Below are 17,170 nucleotides of genomic sequence, written 5' to 3' on the forward strand. Positions count from 1 at the left end.
ATTAGATAACCATTATACAAAAGAATTATATAAGAATAAAATTAAAGCTTATTTTATGTCACTAGAATCTCCAAATGAAATACTGGGGTATGCCTTGTATATGAATCAACTCACATTTTCCAGTGGAAATAGAGGGGTTTTTACTCCCCAGTTAAATAGCTTATATCTTAAAAGCTGTATTAGCTCAAATAGTAAAAAAGATGAGTGATATAATTGATGAAGTTATTTCTTCATTTAGAACTTCAACTATCTTTGTAAATAGAGAATATTTGATGCCTGATTATATTCCAGATGAGTTACCACATAGGGAGGATCAGATAAGAAAAATTGCAAGCATTTTAGCTCCACTATATAGGGAAGAGAAACCCAACAATATCTTTATATATGGATTGACTGGAACAGGAAAAACGGCTGTAGTAAAGTTTGTTTTATCTAGATTTCATAAAAAATTTTTGGGAAAATTTAAGTATATTTATATTAACACTAGACAGACAGATACCCCATATAGAGTATTGGCTGATTTACTAGAATCCTTAGATGTAAAGGTTCCTTTTACCGGGTTGTCCATAGCTGAGCTGTATAGACGTTTAGTAAAAGCTATAAGAGAGTATGATTCACAAGTTGTCATAGTTTTGGATGAGATAGACGCTTTTGTTAAGAGGTATAATGACGATATTCTATACAGGTTAAGCAGGATCAATAGTGAGGTGAATAGGAGTAAAGTTTCTTTTATAGGAATAACTAATGATGTTAAGTTTATAGATTTATTGGATCCTAGAGTTAAAAGTAGTTTAAGTGAAGAAGAGATAGTTTTCCCCCCTTATAACGCTGAAGAGTTAGAGGATATTCTGACAAAGCGGGCCCAAATGGCATTTAGGCTTGGAGTTTTACCGGATAATGTAATTAGATTATGTGCAGCATTAGCTGCACGAGAGCATGGAGATGCACGTAGGGCTTTAGATCTTTTGAGAGTTGCAGGTGAAATAGCTGAGAGGTTGAAGGATTCTAAGGTTAAAGAGGAGTACGTACATCTAGCTAAGGAAGAAATAGAGAGGGATCGAGTAAGGGACATTATACTAACCCTTCCTTTTCACTCTAAGCTAGTTCTTACCGCAGTGGCTTCTATGTCTTCAGAAGATAACGTAGTTTTGACTACTGGTGCTGTATATGAGACTTATCTGAATATTTGTAAGAAGTTAGGTGTGGAACCTATTACGCAAAGAAGAGTTAGTGATATTATAAATGAATTAGATATGGTAGGTATATTAACAGCCAAGGTTGTTAATCGTGGTAGGTATGGTAAGACTAAGGAGATAGGTTTAGCTGTTGATAAGAATATAATTGTTAAATCTTTAATAGAAAGTGATAGTAGGTTTGCTGATCTCTGGGGTTGATGATGGTTATTTTCCATTATCATATAAGGGAGGAAAAGGTAAAACTGCATTAGTTGTAGTTACTTTTTACGATTACGACATGATTGATTTAGATTGGGGTCTCATAACTGTTGATGGAAATGACGCTACTGATGTTTTGAAGCAGTTGAGAAAAGGTGATATTGTTATTTTAGATGGTGTAATATTTGCTGGTTTCAACTATATTGTACCTTATTCTGATAACATGATTTTCTTTTATTCTAAGATGCCGAAGGTAGATCTGATCAAAAGTGCTCTTATGAAACACTTCCAGGCTGATACGGAAAGAGTAAGAGAAATACTCTATGTTTTAAATAATCTTAAACAAATTCCCACAAAGAGGGGAAATGTCTTTCTTTACTCTACAGTCGAATTAAGTATCGCTAAATCGATTATAGAGAAATATCAAATTTATTCGAAAATACCGGAGTTGTTGAAGAGTGCACATGTAATCGCAAGTAGTTTGGGAAGATTTTTATCTCGTTATAAGAAAACAATATAAAAAAATTTTACTTATCTGTACCTACTATCTCTCTTAATCTTTGATCCCCATGGATATCTAGGATGTACTTATATACAGGTTCTGGAACTAGTTCACTCCAATTATCGTTTAGGATTATAAGACGTCTAATATAAGTTGAGTTATATTTTTCTCTATTAAAAGCTGGAGGAATCTCTACTTTATATCCGGCTTCCTTGAATATTCTAACTACTAATGGATTTCTGGCGAATACAACTTCAAATTTAGGGGTATAAGTGCTCACATAATGTGCCCAAATGTTGTTCATTAAAATATCTGGCATCGGTATTATAAATATTCTAGACAAATCTATCCCGCTATACTTAAGAGAATTTCTTATCATTTCTACTCTCTCTCCTGCGGTAAAGGGGTTGGTTACAGTGTGACTTTCTTGTGAACTACCTACTAAAATTATCAACTCATCAACTCTCTCTAAGCTCCACTTAATTACATTTAGATGACCTAGATGGAATGGCTGAAATCTTCCTGGATATAACCCTCTAGACAGATCTCATCACCTTCTCTAACGTTTAATTTATCTTTTGCACTCCCTTTATTAATTCCTATCTCGACCAGAAAATAACCGTTGAAGTAAATCAACAACTCGTTTTCCATTCCGTAACCGAATGTTTTCACGAATCTACATTTATGTCTGGAATTATTTACTTTTATCTCTACGTTTTCACCATATTTGAAGTTGTTTAACAAAACTTCTTTAGGTATACTAGTTGCTACATTTCCAAAATGGTCTACGTATAGAACCTTTCCGCAAATTTCATTCCTTAACGATTTATAGGTAAAATCTAATTTTGTAAGATCTTCGTATCTTACTTGGTTTCCGAATGTATCAAGTTCTACTCCAATTGAGATAAGAGCAGCAGCTACGGAGAAGATATCTCTACCGTGGAAAGTATTCGAAATTGTTTTAGCTAAATATAGCTTCTCGTTTTTTATCTCTACAATTTTTATTATTTCCTCAGAAGTTATAGCTGGGTATAGTACGCCATTATCTGGACCTATAAATACATAATTTTTTGTTTTTACTATTAAGGGCCTTCTACTAGTACCCACTCCTGGATCTATAACTACAAGAAATATCGTATTTCTAGGAAAATATTTATAAGAGGTATATAATAGATACGCACCAGCAATTAGGTTAAAAGGTTTGCTATTTCCAGTTATATAGGTGATTTTGGCCTCTGGGTTTATTTTCCTTATTACTGCCTCCATTACCCCGTTATAGTTATCGTTAAGCCCAAAGTCAGTAAGTATTGCTATTTGACTTGGGATTCGCTTCATATTTATCAATTAATAACTCTAGATAAGATTTTGTCGTTAACTTTCCTTTTATCTTATATTTTCTAATGAAGCTGGAAGTATAGTTCTGGATCTCTTGGTCACTAATTTCACTAATGGCCTCTATTTCTATAAATTGACCTAAGTTCTCTACTAAATCTAATGATATAATAAATGATTTATCTAAGTAATTTATTCTACTCTTTTTGATAGTTATAACGGGATAAAACCCTATTTTCCTCAAAAGTTCGATTGTTTTATTAAGGTCATTTACAATTATAGATATTTCTTCTCGAGCCTTTAATGAGGAATGTAATTTAGGCCCTTTATACGTAAGCTCTATTCCCTTATTGTTAACCCTTATTCTAACTGCTTCATCAGTTATTTTGAAATTTCGATAAACATAATTAAAGTAAATATCTTCTTGTTTTTCTATATCCAATAATTTTAGTTCTTTCTCCAACGATTCTCTTAACTCGTCTAATGATGGATACTCAACTACTATTTTAACCTCTTTTTCGATCATTATTCTCTGATGGAAAATCGCATAGCGAGGTATTTAAGTGAACATGCCAATTTGTTTCATATTTCTCCTAGTTATAAGGCTAAAAGATTAGCCTCTAAGTATGGATTTTTAGATTATATGATAGAACGATATTTGAATATGTTTAGTAGTAAAGAAGAATTAGAAGAATATCTAAATTCTTGTAGTTTTCCATTAAAAAAGAGTATTAGATGTAATACATTGAGAACTGACTGCAAAAAATTGGAAGAAATGATGTCAGAGAAAGGATTCATTTTGGAAAAAGTCAAATGGCTTCAGCATGGTTATATAATTAAAAGAACTCCGCCTAAGCCGTCTCTAGGTTCTACACTTGAGTATCTCATGGGATATTATCATATTCAAGGGCTAGCTTCTATGGTACCCGCGTATGTCCTAAGTCCTTCACAAGATGATTTCGTTTTGGATATGGCTGCAGCACCTGGTGGAAAAATTACACAATTATCTCAAATAATGCAGAATAAAGGTTTGGTAGTAGCAGTTGAGAAAAAACGTAGTAGGATTAGAGCTCTTCTCAGTAATGTTAATAGGTTAGGGGCAGAGAATGTTGTACTAGTCAAAACCGATGTATTAAATTTAAGAAAAATAAATAAATTTCAATTCGATAGAATCTTATTAGACGCACCTTGTAGCGGTGAAGGACTAATACAAAAGGATCCTACTAGGCGATATAAAACCACAATTGATGACTTAAGGGATTTTGCATATTCGCAGCTATCTCTAATCGAGATAGCATATGAGCTATTGAAAGAGGGTGGTTATATCGTTTATTCAACATGTAGTGTTGCACCAGAAGAGAATGAATTAATTGTTAATTTCGCTATCGAAGAATTAGGTATGAAAACCATGAGTGTAGAAGGATATCCTGCTTCTAACGGATACGTAGAATACTATAATACTAGATTTAATATCGATGTGAAGAATTGTTTAAGATTTTTCCCTCATACACAAGGTACTGAGGGGTTTTTCCTATGCCTTTTAAAGAAGGAATAAAGATGAGTTTTAGTAAGGTTGGAATAGATGAAGTTAAACCCAAACTTGAGGTTATTTTCTCAAGATATGGTTGTGTAAATAAGTTAAGTACATTTATAACTAACAAGTCATTCTATGAGCTTAAAGGCAAATATAATCAACTGTTTATGTTAGCTAATAATAATGTAAATAAAGACCGTTTGCTGGAGTTCCTAAGTGGACTATTGAGTAAAGGTTTTCATCCATACTCCATTGGTACACCAATAATTATTTATGATAAATCTGAGATCTTGCCTACTTTGGCTTTCGGAAGGTATTTAGCTGAAATATGTGAGAATAAGTTAGTAATATCAGATTACAATTTGATATATAAGATTATATATAAAAAGCCTATATATATTAGTTCTGCGTATAATTATAACGATGTGATAATTGTAGATAAAATGAACAATTTTATAGCGTATGCAAAGGTTGAAAATAGGAAGAGAAGAGTGTACGGGGTAATACCAGTTAAAGATATAGGATGGTATTTAAGGCGCGGTGGATAAATATAAAAATTAGAAAGTAGAGGTATTTGTCTAGTATAAGTGTCTGGTGATAATAGATGTCAAATGAAGTTGAGCAGAAAAAGAGCATAAAAACGATTAATGATTTGCCTGGAATTAGCCAGACTGTAATTAGTAAGCTAATAGAAGCTGGTTACTCTTCTCTTGAAACCTTAGCAGTTGCATCTCCACAAGATCTAAGTGTAGCAGCTGGTATTCCGTTATCTACTGCGCAAAAGATAATTAAAGAAGCGAGAGACGCATTAGATATAAGGTTTAAGACAGCTTTAGAGGTTAAAAAGGAGCGAATGAATGTTAAGAAAATATCTACTGGTAGTCAAGCATTAGACGGTCTTTTAGCTGGTGGTATAGAAACTAGGACTATGACGGAATTCTTCGGTGAGTTTGGGTCTGGTAAGACTCAGCTATGTCACCAGCTAAGTGTTAATGTACAATTACCACCCGAGAAGGGTGGCTTATCCGGTAAAGCAGTTTATATAGATACAGAAGGTACTTTTAGGTGGGAAAGAATTGAAAATATGGCTAAAGCTCTAGGATTAGATATCGATAATGTCATGAACAACATATATTATATAAGAGCGATAAATACAGATCACCAAATAGCTATTGTTGATGATTTACAAGAGTTAGTTAGCAAAGATCCTTCAATTAAATTAATTGTTGTAGATTCTGTAACTTCACATTTCAGGGCAGAATATCCTGGAAGAGAAAATTTAGCCGTAAGGCAACAGAAGTTAAACAAACACTTGCATCAATTAACCAGACTTGCAGAGGTTTATGATATTGCAGTGATTATAACTAATCAAGTAATGGCTAGGCCAGATATGTTTTATGGAGATCCCACCGTAGCAGTAGGTGGTCATACTCTTTATCACGTACCAGGTATAAGAATTCAGCTTAAAAAGAGTAGAGGAAATAGAAGAATAGCTAGAGTTGTTGATGCCCCACATTTACCAGAAGGAGAAGTAGTGTTTGCATTAACTGAAGAAGGAATAAGGGACGCGGAAGAGTAAAGTTAATATTTTATGTGTCATTGAAGTATAGTTCACTTATGGATATTTTATGGGCACCATGGAGAGCTAAGTATATTTCTGAAACTAGCAAGCTAAAGCAAGATGAATGTCTATTTTGTAGAGTAATAAAAGAAGAAAATGATGAGCAAAATTACGTAGTATATAGGGGAAAATATGCTTTCATAATACTTAATGCATTCCCTTATAATACTGCTCATGTAATGGTTGTCCCTTACAAGCATGTCCCTTCAATTGAACTTTTAAGTGACGATGAGGTATTAGACATATTTAATTTAATTAGTGTTGCAATAAAGGCTATAAGAGAAATTTATACCCCAGACGGTTTTAATATAGGTGTAAATATAGGTAGAGTAGCTGGAGCAGGTATAGAAGCTCACGTTCACGTTCATATTGTGCCAAGATGGAATGGTGATTCCAATTTTATGCCAGTTATTTTTAACACTAAGGTTATGCCAGAGACGCTTGGAGATACGTTTAAAAAATTAAATGCAAAAATTAATGAGATTATGAAGAAGCCCTCGAAATCTGAGTAATTGATGAAGGCAGGGTTTTACGGATGAATTATTTAGAATATTTCGATAGAATTAGACTAGTAAAAGAGAAAATAGAAAAATATGTACACACTACTCCAATAGACTATTCCACAACATTTTCTAGGATTACAAACGCAAAAGTTTATCTTAAATTAGAAAACTTACAGAAAACGGGATCATTTAAAGTTAGAGGTGCCTTCAATAAACTGTTATCTCTGAAGGAGGAAGAAAGAAAGAAAGGCGTTATTGCTGTCTCAGCAGGTAATCACGCTCAAGGAGTTGCATATGCTGCCTCAACGTTGAATATTAGATCAACTATAGTGATGCCAGAAACAGCTCCAGCTTCTAAGTATTTAGCTACAAGATCCTATGGGGCAGATGTGGTACTATATGGTAAGTACTTGCATGAGAGTATGAAGAAAGCTGAAGAATTGATTCAAAAAACTGGTTTAATATTTGTTCATCCTTATGGCGATTTAGACGTGATAATGGGGCAGGGTACCATAGGATTAGAATTATACGATATTGAACCAGATTACGTGATTATTCCAATAGGAGGTGGAGGACTAATTTCTGGTATAAGTATAGCTTTAAAGTATAGATTCCCAAATGTCAAGATAATAGGTGTTCAGTCTTCCTCTTCCCCTTCTATGAAGGTTTCTAAGGATCTAGGAAGGCTTGTAGAAATAGAGCCCGGCTATTCTATAGCTGACGGCATACTGGTTAAGTCTCCTTCTGAATTAACCTTTGGTATCATTAATGAGTTAGTAGATGATATAGTATTAGTAGATGATGAAGAAATAGCTGAAGCAATAGTTTTACTACTGGAAAGAAGTAAAACATTAGCAGAAGGAGCAGGGGCTGCTGCACTGGCGTCACTAATTTCAGGAAAGGTTAAAGTGAATGGAATAGACAAAAAAGTAATTTCACTAGTAAGTGGAGGGAATATTGACCTATCTTTATTGTCTACTCTCACTGAGAAGTTTTTATATAGACAAAAAAGAGTTGTCAAAGTAAGAGTAATAGTTCCAGATAAGCCAGGGCAACTAAATAAAGTATTAAGTTATGTGGTTAAGATCCGAGGTAATATAATTGATATAGTTCATGATAGGCATAGTAGCGATGTACTACCGGGATATACTAAAATATATATAACTTTCGAGCTTCAATCTTCAGAAGCTCTTAGCTTACTTTTGACGAATCTGGCAAATGAAGGTATAGATGTTAAAATTGTAGAATAGTTTATAAGTCTCTTATGTAGAGATTTTAGGTGGTAGATGCGGATGGAATTTATTATTTAGGTCCAGAGGGAAGTTTTACACATGAAGCAGCCACTCTGCTTAATAAAGGAAATTTGAAGAGTGAATCAACAATATCTTTAGTATTTAAGAAAGTCGATGAAAGAGAAGGTTCCATAGGTGTAGTTCCCATAGAAAATAGCCTAGAAGGACCAGTAAATGAAACACTTGATAATCTCTACAACTATGATAATATATATGTCATAGGTGAAATTGAGAAAAGGATAGAATTAGCTCTGGCAACCAGAAGTGATGATTTAAGTCAGATCAAAAGAATATACTCACATCCCCATGCTTTTAATGAGGCTAGAGAAAAGTTAAAGGAGTTAGGCTTTAATGAATACATACCAGTAGAAAGCACTTCAAAAGCAGCACAGATCGTATCTCAAGATTCAGAGGCTGCAGCTATTTGCTCTACTTTTGCGGCCAAGCTTTACAATTTAAAAGTTCTCTTTACGATTAATTCACATAATAACTATACTAGATTCATAGTTTTATCTAAAGAAATGAGCTCCAATGGAAATAAGTCCATGATATTATTTACTGTTCCTCATAAGCCTGGTGCTCTTTATAAAGTTCTGCAAGTATTTTATGAGTACAACATAAATATTTCGATGATCTATTCTAGGCCACTGAAATCGATACCTTGGCAATACTACTTTTATTTAGAGTATGAAGGTAACATCTCAAATCATGAATTTATTCAAAAACTTGTTAAATCTACATCTGTGTTAAAAATAAAAGGAGCTTTCTCTAAACTAAATAACGATCCCAGGTTTTAGGTTCTCTAGGCTGAACAATATCATGTAACTTCTTGAATCCGTTTCTTTCGAGATCTCTTTTGCTACATTTCTTATAGTTTCTTTCCTACTTGCATGTATCATACTATAACACAAATATTTCCAGTCTTCATCGTTAGATTCTCTAAGTACTACATGTGTAGCCTCTGGAATGTTTAAAGCTAGTTTTTCACAAGATTTTTCTATATTACTAGTATCTAGCAGAACCATCCCGTTTTCAACTATTCCTATTTTCTCTCCATTAAGGGTTGCCCCATAATCTTTAATTACATTTTTATCATATAATTCTCTAACTAATTCGATTAGCTCATCTTCTTTCATTTTATGTTTTTCCGCTATTTCTTTAAATGGTCTTTGTGAAATTTTTAATGGATAAGATAACTCTGTTAATAGCTGTTTGTCTATCCCTAGTTCTTCCGCAGTAGGAACTTTATTAAGACTTTTTATGGTATTGTTAGGACTCCATGATACACCTCTTATGACGTCATATTTTACACTTAATTTCAATGTTCTTTTAGAATATAATATGACATAATCATTACAATCCACCTGGCTTAGTAATTCTTTAACATTCTTGTTAAGCGTATCTCTATCGCTTGCCTTTAAAACAAACCATATGTTATACTTTGGATGATCTCTAACATAGTTGTGTGTTAGTTCTTTAATTCCTAGCGCAATCTTTCTAAACTTTTCTATCTTATCTTGAGGTATACGTGCTGCAATTAACGCTCCATCCATTCCTTTTGCTCTAAAACTAACATACATTCCTATTCTTTTAACTATACCATCTTCTAACAATTTTTTAATTCTATTTAATAATTCTTCCTCAGAAATTTTTAACTCTTCACTAATAATTTTGAAAGGTTGAGGGTCAAAGGGAAAGTTGTATTCTAGTTTCATTAATATTTCCTTATCAATATCTGAAATTTCGGATAAATCCATAATTAAAAAGGCGTTAACGTGATATATTAATCTAACCCTAACTTAATAGCAATTCCTCTTGCAGCTAATATACCAGTTGCGGCAGCTACGTTTATTCCTCTAGAAAGTCCAGTTCCATCACCAGCTGCGAATAGATTATCAACTACAGTTTCCATATTATTATCAACTACAGCTCTTACGCTATAGTATTTTATTTCTGGTGCATATAGCAGCGTATTTGAAGAGAATATACCTGGTGCTATACTATCTAGCCTTTCTAAACCATCTATTAAATTATCTACTACTCTGTAAGGAAGTCCCATACTTATGTCTCCAGGTGTCACATCTCTTAAGGTTGGTTTTACGGTAGACCTATTTATTCTCTCCCACGTGCTCCTTCTTCCTTTTTGAAAATCTATTAGCCTTTGTAATATTGGTTTCCCACCACCTAGTCTAGTCATTAATCTAGCTATGCTCTTGCCATATTCTATAGTATCCTCAAGTGGATCTGAAAGTTTAATCGTAGTTAGGAATGCAAAATTAGTATTATTGCTCTTTTTATCGACATAAGTTTCTCCATTAACTCCAATAGTCCCGTCATCGTAAACCTCTTTCATAATATATCCTCTTGGATTAACACAGAACGTCCTTACTTTATCATCGTATCTCTTAGAGTATAATATTACCTTGGGATCCCATACAGCTTCTGTAAGTTCATCAAATACAAAAGACTCAGTTTCTACTCTTACTCCTATATCCAATGGCCCTGGTATGGTATCAACTCCTAATTTTTTAGCTTGCTCATAGAACCATTTAGCACCTGCTCTACCAGGAGCCGCAAGGACTATTCTAGACTCTATTTCACCTCTTGAAGTTTTAAGTAAGAATTTATTACCTTTCTTCTCTATATCTATGACCTCCGTTAGTTCACCAATTTTAATTCCCTTCTTCTCAACGTAGTTTACAATACTGTCTATTATTAATGGTGTTTTATCGGTCCCCATATGTCTTTGTCTAATTGGAACAAACTCCGCACCTACCTTTGCAGCTCTTCTTTGTATTTCTTTGACTTTTTCCATATTTGGTTCAAATACCCTGTCCTTTGGAGCTCCAAATTTTACGAAAATATCATCAACATAGTTTATTAATTCTTGTGCCTTATCCCAACTTCTCGTTATTTCATGCAATTCTCCTCCAATATCTGGCCTAAGGTTTATTATTCCACTACTGAACGTTCCCGCTCCTCCAAAACCATACATAATATGGCATGGATCACAAAATGTGCATTTCTCCTTCGGGGACAAAAGTGGGCAAGTTCTTTTACTTGCTCTGGCTCCCTTATCGACTAATAGTATCTTATAGTTGGAAACATTGTCTTTAGCCAAACTCGCTAGTTCATATGCAGCGAATAGTCCAGCTGGACCTCCTCCAATTATTACAACATCATAGAAGCTCATTTACTTCACCTCCTCTCTAAGATCTATCATGTCGTATGCATCTTCTCCAGTGCCAATAAGTCCAATAGGTGTTTTTAGTTCTTCTTCTAGTTCATCCAACCATTTCTTGGCTTCAGTGGGTAGTTTTTCATATTCTCTGGCTCTATATGCATCCTTAAAGAGTGCGTCTAATTTGGTTATGGCGACTATTGTAGCTGAATTTATTCTAATGGCTTCTCTTGCAAGTTTAGTATTAAATGGTGCAACTCTCCTTAATCTCCCAGTTACTGTACCATATTCTGCCAAACCAAGTTTTTTTGCTTCTTCTTCTGTTAACTCACCTTCCAGTGGGCCTTTTCCTACTCTGGTAACGTAGCTCTTGAAGGTAATTATTATGTGATCCACATATTTTGGTCCTATTCCGGCCTCGCTTAATATTCCTGATGCTGTAGTATTTCTACTAGTTACATATGGATATTCGCCGTGGTATAGACTTAGATAATGTCCTTGAGTTCCTTCTATAAGAATATTGTAACCATTCTCTAAATAATCCAATATTTTATTAGGAACATCTATGACGAACTTTTCAAGTTCTTTATAATCCTTTGCTAACTTTAATTTTCTTAATATTCTTTTACTCTCCGCATATCCGACGCCTTGGCCAGTGCTCCCAATTACATTCATAAGATACGGATCGTTTTTCTCCTCTCTTACCTCATCTTCAGTTATAATTCCAACATGAGAATCAATATATAATCTATCATAAGTTTCAGTTTCCCTCATCTCTTTAAATAGGACGTCTAATGACGTAAGTGCCCCGGGAGCTAGAGCTAATTCAGTGGATTTATTTACAAATGCAGATGGGATAATCCTTAGCTTCCATATCTTTCCTGAATACGTAACGGTATGACCAGCATTAATAGACCCTGTTCTCACACTTAATTTTGGTTTATCTTTAATACCTAAATAAGCTGCTACTTTTCCCTTTCCTTCATCACCAAAAAATCCTCCAACAATTAATTCTAGCATCAAACACCGTTTTGTATACCTCTACTTTATCTTATTTAAACATATCTATGCGTTATTTATCATTATAGAAATCTAGACACTTTCGTAGTATCTCTTTAATTAACGCAAAATCATAATGACATATTAAGTTAGTATTTTTTCAGTAAGATTATTTATTATAGCGCGCTTTATCTCTAATGCTATTCTTCTCCCTAAACTTATTGGCTTTCCGAAGTAAAATTTAGAGTATTGGCTCCCAATTCCCATATATGCATTCGTACCACCCCCAATTCTTGGAGCGACATCGTATACGACAAGATCTAAATCTGGAGTCACCATAACTTGTAGAGTAAAGGGTCCAATTATTCCGGGGGGTTCAAGTTTTTGTGTGGCCTCTACAAATCTATATCCTATCTCAAAGACTTTTTCTAATAGACTTTCTCTTATTGTTACTGGCTCATGGCCAACCTCTATCAGTCTTGGTATCCTACCTAATTTTATTTGTATGTCAGCAGGCAATCTATATAAGCTATCCCAATCACTTTGAATTCTTCTATCCACGCTTATTAGTTCTAGTCTATTAAATATTGGGCTGTAGAAGTAGTTAAGATTAAAGTGAGCCCCGAACACGAATTCCTCTATTACCATATTTTTTAAACCTTCATTATCTATTACGTTATTTCTCAATAATTCGTTGAGTTTAACTTCAAAATCTTCCTTGTTTACAGCGAAAAAGAATCCTCTTTCAACTTTCCTTTTAGCCTCAGGTAGTTTAACTATTACTGGTCTATCGATCTCTTCTGGTTTGAATAATTTGGGTATAGAGATTTTCCCCTCATTTAGTATTTTATAATAATTCTTTTCGCCTACTCTTTCTTCCCATCGTAACATATATCTGTTGCCAAAGACTTTCGTTTTCATGTTTTCTATTCCATCATAACCTACATAAACCGCTAAGCTCCTATTAGGAACAATTATTGCATTTTCGCTGAGTAAACTATCTTGCACCTTATCCGAGATTATTTCTTTAAAATCATCCATGATCATACATTTATCCATGATTGCTTTAAATTCCAAATAAGGTCTTTCTCTTCCTTTTTTACACAGTCCTATTGTTTGAAAACCTTCATCTTTAGCTCCATCGAAAACGTCAAGTGCAGAATGGCTAGCTAGTGCAGCTATCTTAACATTCATTTAACTCACCACAAGACTTAACTTATCTTTTTCGTTTGCAACTCTGATTTCTCTTGCGATCCTTCTTCCCATACTCATGGGCTCATCCCAGTAAAGCCAACTATATGGGCTTCCATTTACGTATAAGTTAGTTCCGGCAACTATTCTTCCAGAGAACTCGAAAACCACTATATCCGAATTATCAGTCACTATTGACTCTAAACAAAATGGTCCTATCATTCCTGGAGATACTAATTCCTTAGTAGTTCTAACGAAGTTATTGGCGTATTCTAAAGCAACTGGTAGTAGGCTTTCTCTGGCCACAGCTGGAATATTACCAACAACTACAAACGTAGGGTCTATGTCAAGTTCTTTCATGTACTCATAAGTAAGTCTTCTAAGCCCATCTATGTTAGTCTCATATCTTATATCTATTCCGAAGATTTCTGTTCTATCTATAATATTACTATAGAAAAACTGAAAATACATCGGAACTCCTATAATATATTCTTGGATAATTACTTCATCTTCATCTCTTATCATTTTACTCTCAATGAGCTTTTGAATTCCCTCTTTCACTTCACTTTTGTTCTTGGCTAAAAAGTATCCCTTACCCCCTTTAGCTCCATTAAGCTTTACAATTACTAATCTATCCACATCCTCTGGTCTTTCAAAGATCTCTGGAATCTTTATGTTTGACTTTTTAAGTAGTTCCATTTTCTTTTTCTGATTAGCCTCCCATTCGAATATTTTCCTATTCCCGAAAATTTTTGTCTCAATTCTATCCACTCTTTCCTTGCCTAAATATTCTACTAAACTTCCATGTGGGATCAATATTCCATTATCCTTAATCTCATTAATCATAGATACTGCTTCATCTAGACTAGTATACGCAGAAACACTATCAATGAAACTAAAATTTTTATAAAATCCTTCTCTTTTATTATCCGTTATTATCATAGTTTGAAATCCTTCCTTTTTAGCCCCATGCAAGATTTGTAATGCAGAATGACTACCGATTGTAGCAATTATCATTGTTGTGAGATTACAGTATAAGTTAATAAATGTTGAACATACTTTACAATTAGCCATGGAAGATGGTATATGTCCTTTAGAATGGAGATACGGTAGTAATGAGATGAGAAAGCTTTTCAGTAGAGGAGAAATCTTGAAGAGGAGAATTCAAGTAGAAATAGCGTTACTAAAAGCATTAAGCAAATACGGTTTAGTAAAAGAGGAAGACATCCAAAAAGTTGAGAAAGCTTCATTAACAATAAGACCAGAAGAAGTTGATGAACTTGAATCAAAAATCGGTCATGACGTAATGGCTATGGTAGTGCTAATGGCAGAAAGGAGTGGAGACTCAGGGAGATACGTCCATTTTGGAGCAACAAGTTATGATATTGTAGATACAGCTTATGCGTTAATATTTAGAGACGCAATAAGATTGGTAAAGAGAAAAGTAATTGAAATATTGGAAATAATGATTAGTTTAGCAATTAAGTACAAAGATTTAGTAATGGTAGGGAGAACTCATGGACAGCACGCATTACCTATAACCTTAGGCTTTAAAATTGCTAATTACATCTATGAGTTTTCTAGGTCGTTAGAGAGATTAAATGAGGTTGAGAAAAGAATAGCAAAAGGCAAAATGGCAGGTGCAGTTGGCACGATGGCTGCTTGGGGCAATATAGGGTTAGAAATCGAAGAAAATGTTATGAAACTTTTAGAATTAAGACCTCATGAGATTTCAACTCAAGTTGCTCCACGAGACGCGTTTGCAGAATTAACTTCTGATCTTGCAATTTTAGCATCTCAATGTGATAGATTCGCATTAGAAGTCAGAGAATTGATGAGACCGGAAATAAATGAAATAAGTGAAGGCGTAGAAGGTCGTGTAGGAAGTAGTACTATGCCTCAGAAGGAAAATCCAGTTACGTCAGAAAAGATTGGGGGTTTAGCTAAAGTTTTACGCTCTCTTGTTGTAGCATCATTAGAAAATATTCCATTATGGCACGAAAGAGATCTGACTAACAGTTCGTCAGAGAGGATAATAATATCACATGAATTTCTAATTATCGACGAAATATTGGATAGTATGACAAATCTTTTAAGGAATCTAAGAGTTAACTTCGAGAATATTGAAAAGAATTTGAACTTCACTAAAGGACAAATAATGGCAGAAAGTCTGATGATAAACTTAACCTTAAAAGGCATGAAAAGGCACGAGGCTCATCAGTACGTTAACAAACTAACGTCAAAAGTAAGGCAAACTGGAAAAACGTTATTAGAGGTTTGTCTAGAGGATAATTTGATTCTAAGTTATTTCTCTAAGCAAGAACTTGAGAACGTACTTAACCCTAAAAACTACCTAGGATCTTATGATAAGTTAATAGAGAGAGCTATAGGCTATGCAAAAGGAATAATTAAAGGTTCAGAAATATGAGAAGCTCAAGATAGATGAAGCAAAGTTCATATTTTAAGCTTTAAATAATCCACTAAATATATAGTAAAATGATGCCGCCGTAGCTCAGCTTGGTTAGAGCGCCGGCCTCGTACCCAAAGTGAGATAGCCGGCGGTCGCGGGTTCGAATCCCGCCGGCGGCTTTAAAGCATTATTTTTGAGAAATTAAATAAGACTTTGATAAGTAACTAATACTTTGTGAGACTAAAAGATATAGGCGAGCACGAGTTCATCAAGAGATATATTAAGAATTACATGGATATTAGACTATTAGACGATGTATTCATCCATGAAAAAAGAGGATATAAGGTGGATGGATTTAAGCTATCCTATACTTTTCCGTTTATGTCACTCTACGATATTGGATGGAAAGCGATTTCAGCCTCTACTAGTGACATTATAGCGAAGGGAGTCAAACCGGAATTTTATTTAATTTCATTGGGTTTACCACCAGATTTTGATGTGAATAAAGCAGAAGAACTTATTAAAGGTATATCTGATTCTATCCATTATTATGGAGGAAGGTATATAGGAGGGGATTTAAATGATTCTGATTCTAGTGGTTGGGTTGATGTTTTTGTAGAAGGAGAAGTTTTATGTGATATTAGCAATAAGGATATTGATGATGGCGATCTTTTAGTAGTTGGCGACTATATTGGTTATACCACGAATGTTTTTATTTCCTATATAAACAATTTTAATATACAGATCTTGCCAGAATCATTACTTAAAGTAAAACATCCTATTGTTAGAAAGTCCTTACTATTTTTTATGAAAAAATATTGTAAGTTCATTAAGTATTCTACGGATATTAGTGATGGTCTTATGGTATCTTTATACAAAATAATCGATAATTTCGATTTAGGGATAAATATTACCGAAATTCCAATAGATAAAAACGTGTTCAATACGCTAAAGCTTCGTTTAAATTTAACTGAACTCGATATTTTAAAGTATGCCGGAGAGGAGTTTTTACCCTTGCTAATTATAGACAAAAATTCGCTGGTGAAGGAAATGTTAAATGAACTTCAATATCTAGCATTTAATCCGTTAATTATCGGGCAAGTTATCCATGAAAAGAAAGCAGTCATATATAAAAATACAGTCATTAAAAATACTGGATGGGATAATTTTATAGGTTGGTATTAACTGAATGTACGTAAGTCAAAGAGAAT

18 protein-coding genes and 1 tRNA gene are annotated in these 17,170 nt (G+C 33.9%); 11 read left to right on the plus strand and 8 right to left on the minus strand.

Features of this window, described 5'->3' with window-relative positions; translation table 11 throughout:
• The first annotated feature begins 200 nt into the window (after positions 1-200).
• Both J5U23_RS00280 and J5U23_RS00285 read left to right on the plus strand, forming a co-directional pair.
• On the plus strand, positions 201-1,394 hold the full coding sequence (locus tag J5U23_RS00280; protein ID WP_218266586.1) for a Cdc6/Cdc18 family protein: 1,194 nt from the start codon (positions 201-203) through the stop codon (positions 1,392-1,394).
• Positions 1,375-1,914: an endonuclease dU gene (locus J5U23_RS00285; RefSeq protein WP_218258941.1), complete on the plus strand. Its 540-nt coding sequence runs from the start codon at positions 1,375-1,377 to the stop codon at positions 1,912-1,914. The genes J5U23_RS00280 and J5U23_RS00285 overlap by 20 nt, the downstream gene beginning before the upstream one ends.
• A gap of 7 nt (positions 1,915-1,921) precedes the next feature.
• Here the strand turns inward: J5U23_RS00285 and J5U23_RS00290 are convergent, their stop codons facing one another.
• Genes J5U23_RS00290 through cyaB form a run of 3 tightly spaced genes read right to left on the minus strand, consistent with a single transcriptional unit; the run spans position 1,922 to position 3,754 of the window.
• Positions 1,922-2,440: a nicotinamide-nucleotide adenylyltransferase gene (locus tag J5U23_RS00290; RefSeq protein ID WP_218267466.1), complete on the minus strand. Its 519-nt coding sequence runs from the start codon at positions 2,438-2,440 to the stop codon at positions 1,922-1,924.
• Entirely contained in the window at positions 2,395-3,231 is an 837-nt protein-coding gene (locus tag J5U23_RS00295; protein ID WP_218258942.1) for an SAM hydrolase/SAM-dependent halogenase family protein, read from the minus strand. The genes J5U23_RS00290 and J5U23_RS00295 overlap by 46 nt, the downstream gene beginning before the upstream one ends.
• A complete protein-coding gene (cyaB, locus tag J5U23_RS00300; RefSeq protein ID WP_218258943.1) occupies positions 3,194-3,754 on the minus strand; it encodes a class IV adenylate cyclase in 561 nt (186 codons plus the stop codon). The genes J5U23_RS00295 and cyaB overlap by 38 nt, the downstream gene beginning before the upstream one ends.
• A 9-nt stretch (positions 3,755-3,763) precedes the next feature.
• Here cyaB and J5U23_RS00305 point away from each other — a divergent pair, with 9 nt between their 5' ends.
• From J5U23_RS00305 to J5U23_RS00330, 6 genes are read left to right on the plus strand one after another with little or no spacing between them, the layout of a single operon-like run.
• The gene (locus J5U23_RS00305) at positions 3,764-4,783 is read left to right on the plus strand and encodes an RsmB/NOP family class I SAM-dependent RNA methyltransferase (RefSeq protein ID WP_218266587.1); all 1,020 of its coding nucleotides are present in this window, start codon (positions 3,764-3,766) and stop codon (positions 4,781-4,783) included.
• Positions 4,762-5,310 carry a hypothetical protein gene (locus J5U23_RS00310; protein ID WP_218266588.1) on the plus strand — a complete coding sequence of 183 codons (549 nt, stop codon included), beginning with the start codon at positions 4,762-4,764 and terminating at the stop codon, positions 5,308-5,310. Before J5U23_RS00305 ends, J5U23_RS00310 begins: the two co-directional genes overlap by 22 nt.
• 56 nt (positions 5,311-5,366) lie before the next feature.
• Positions 5,367-6,341 carry a DNA repair and recombination protein RadA gene (gene radA / locus J5U23_RS00315; protein ID WP_218266589.1) on the plus strand — a complete coding sequence of 325 codons (975 nt, stop codon included), beginning with the start codon at positions 5,367-5,369 and terminating at the stop codon, positions 6,339-6,341.
• A gap of 38 nt (positions 6,342-6,379) precedes the next feature.
• Complete coding sequence (locus J5U23_RS00320; protein WP_218258946.1) at positions 6,380-6,895, plus strand: HIT family protein; 516 nt, start codon at positions 6,380-6,382, stop codon at positions 6,893-6,895.
• A gap of 23 nt (positions 6,896-6,918) precedes the next feature.
• Positions 6,919-8,136 carry a threonine ammonia-lyase gene (gene ilvA / locus J5U23_RS00325; protein ID WP_218266590.1) on the plus strand — a complete coding sequence of 406 codons (1,218 nt, stop codon included), beginning with the start codon at positions 6,919-6,921 and terminating at the stop codon, positions 8,134-8,136.
• 29 nt (positions 8,137-8,165) lie between these two features.
• Entirely contained in the window at positions 8,166-8,975 is an 810-nt protein-coding gene (locus J5U23_RS00330) for a prephenate dehydratase (RefSeq protein ID WP_218266591.1), read from the plus strand.
• Here J5U23_RS00330 and J5U23_RS00335 read toward each other — a convergent pair.
• The 5 genes from J5U23_RS00335 to J5U23_RS00355 all read right to left on the minus strand — a co-directional run bounded on the left by J5U23_RS00335 (position 8,952) and on the right by J5U23_RS00355 (position 14,566).
• The gene (locus J5U23_RS00335; protein ID WP_218258949.1) at positions 8,952-9,935 is read right to left on the minus strand and encodes an Lrp/AsnC family transcriptional regulator; all 984 of its coding nucleotides are present in this window, start codon (positions 9,933-9,935) and stop codon (positions 8,952-8,954) included. The two genes, J5U23_RS00330 and J5U23_RS00335, sit on opposite strands and share 24 nt — an antisense overlap.
• A 26-nt stretch (positions 9,936-9,961) precedes the next feature.
• Positions 9,962-11,371 (minus strand): NAD(P)/FAD-dependent oxidoreductase, encoded by a 1,410-nt coding sequence (locus tag J5U23_RS00340; protein ID WP_218266592.1) that lies wholly within the window; start codon positions 11,369-11,371, stop codon positions 9,962-9,964.
• A complete protein-coding gene (locus J5U23_RS00345) occupies positions 11,372-12,379 on the minus strand; it encodes an adenylosuccinate synthetase (protein WP_218266593.1) in 1,008 nt (335 codons plus the stop codon).
• 123 nt (positions 12,380-12,502) lie between these two features.
• A complete protein-coding gene (locus J5U23_RS00350) occupies positions 12,503-13,552 on the minus strand; it encodes a formate--phosphoribosylaminoimidazolecarboxamide ligase family protein (protein WP_218266594.1) in 1,050 nt (349 codons plus the stop codon).
• Positions 13,553-14,566, minus strand: coding sequence for a formate--phosphoribosylaminoimidazolecarboxamide ligase (locus J5U23_RS00355; protein WP_240780690.1), 1,014 nt, complete (start codon positions 14,564-14,566; stop codon positions 13,553-13,555).
• A gap of 55 nt (positions 14,567-14,621) precedes the next feature.
• Here J5U23_RS00355 and purB point away from each other — a divergent pair, with 55 nt between their 5' ends.
• The 3 genes from purB (at position 14,622) to J5U23_RS00370 (ending at position 17,144) form a co-directional block, all read left to right on the plus strand.
• Positions 14,622-15,977, plus strand: coding sequence for an adenylosuccinate lyase (purB, locus tag J5U23_RS00360; RefSeq protein ID WP_456153902.1), 1,356 nt, complete (start codon positions 14,622-14,624; stop codon positions 15,975-15,977).
• Between the two features lie 73 nt (positions 15,978-16,050).
• Positions 16,051-16,138, plus strand: a tRNA-Thr gene (locus J5U23_RS00365).
• 55 nt (positions 16,139-16,193) lie between these two features.
• A complete protein-coding gene (locus tag J5U23_RS00370; RefSeq protein WP_218266597.1) occupies positions 16,194-17,144 on the plus strand; it encodes a thiamine-phosphate kinase in 951 nt (316 codons plus the stop codon).
• Positions 17,145-17,170: the final 26 nt, after the last annotated feature.

Source organism: Saccharolobus shibatae B12 (assembly GCF_019175345.1).
Taxonomy (GTDB): domain Archaea; phylum Thermoproteota; class Thermoprotei_A; order Sulfolobales; family Sulfolobaceae; genus Saccharolobus; species Saccharolobus shibatae.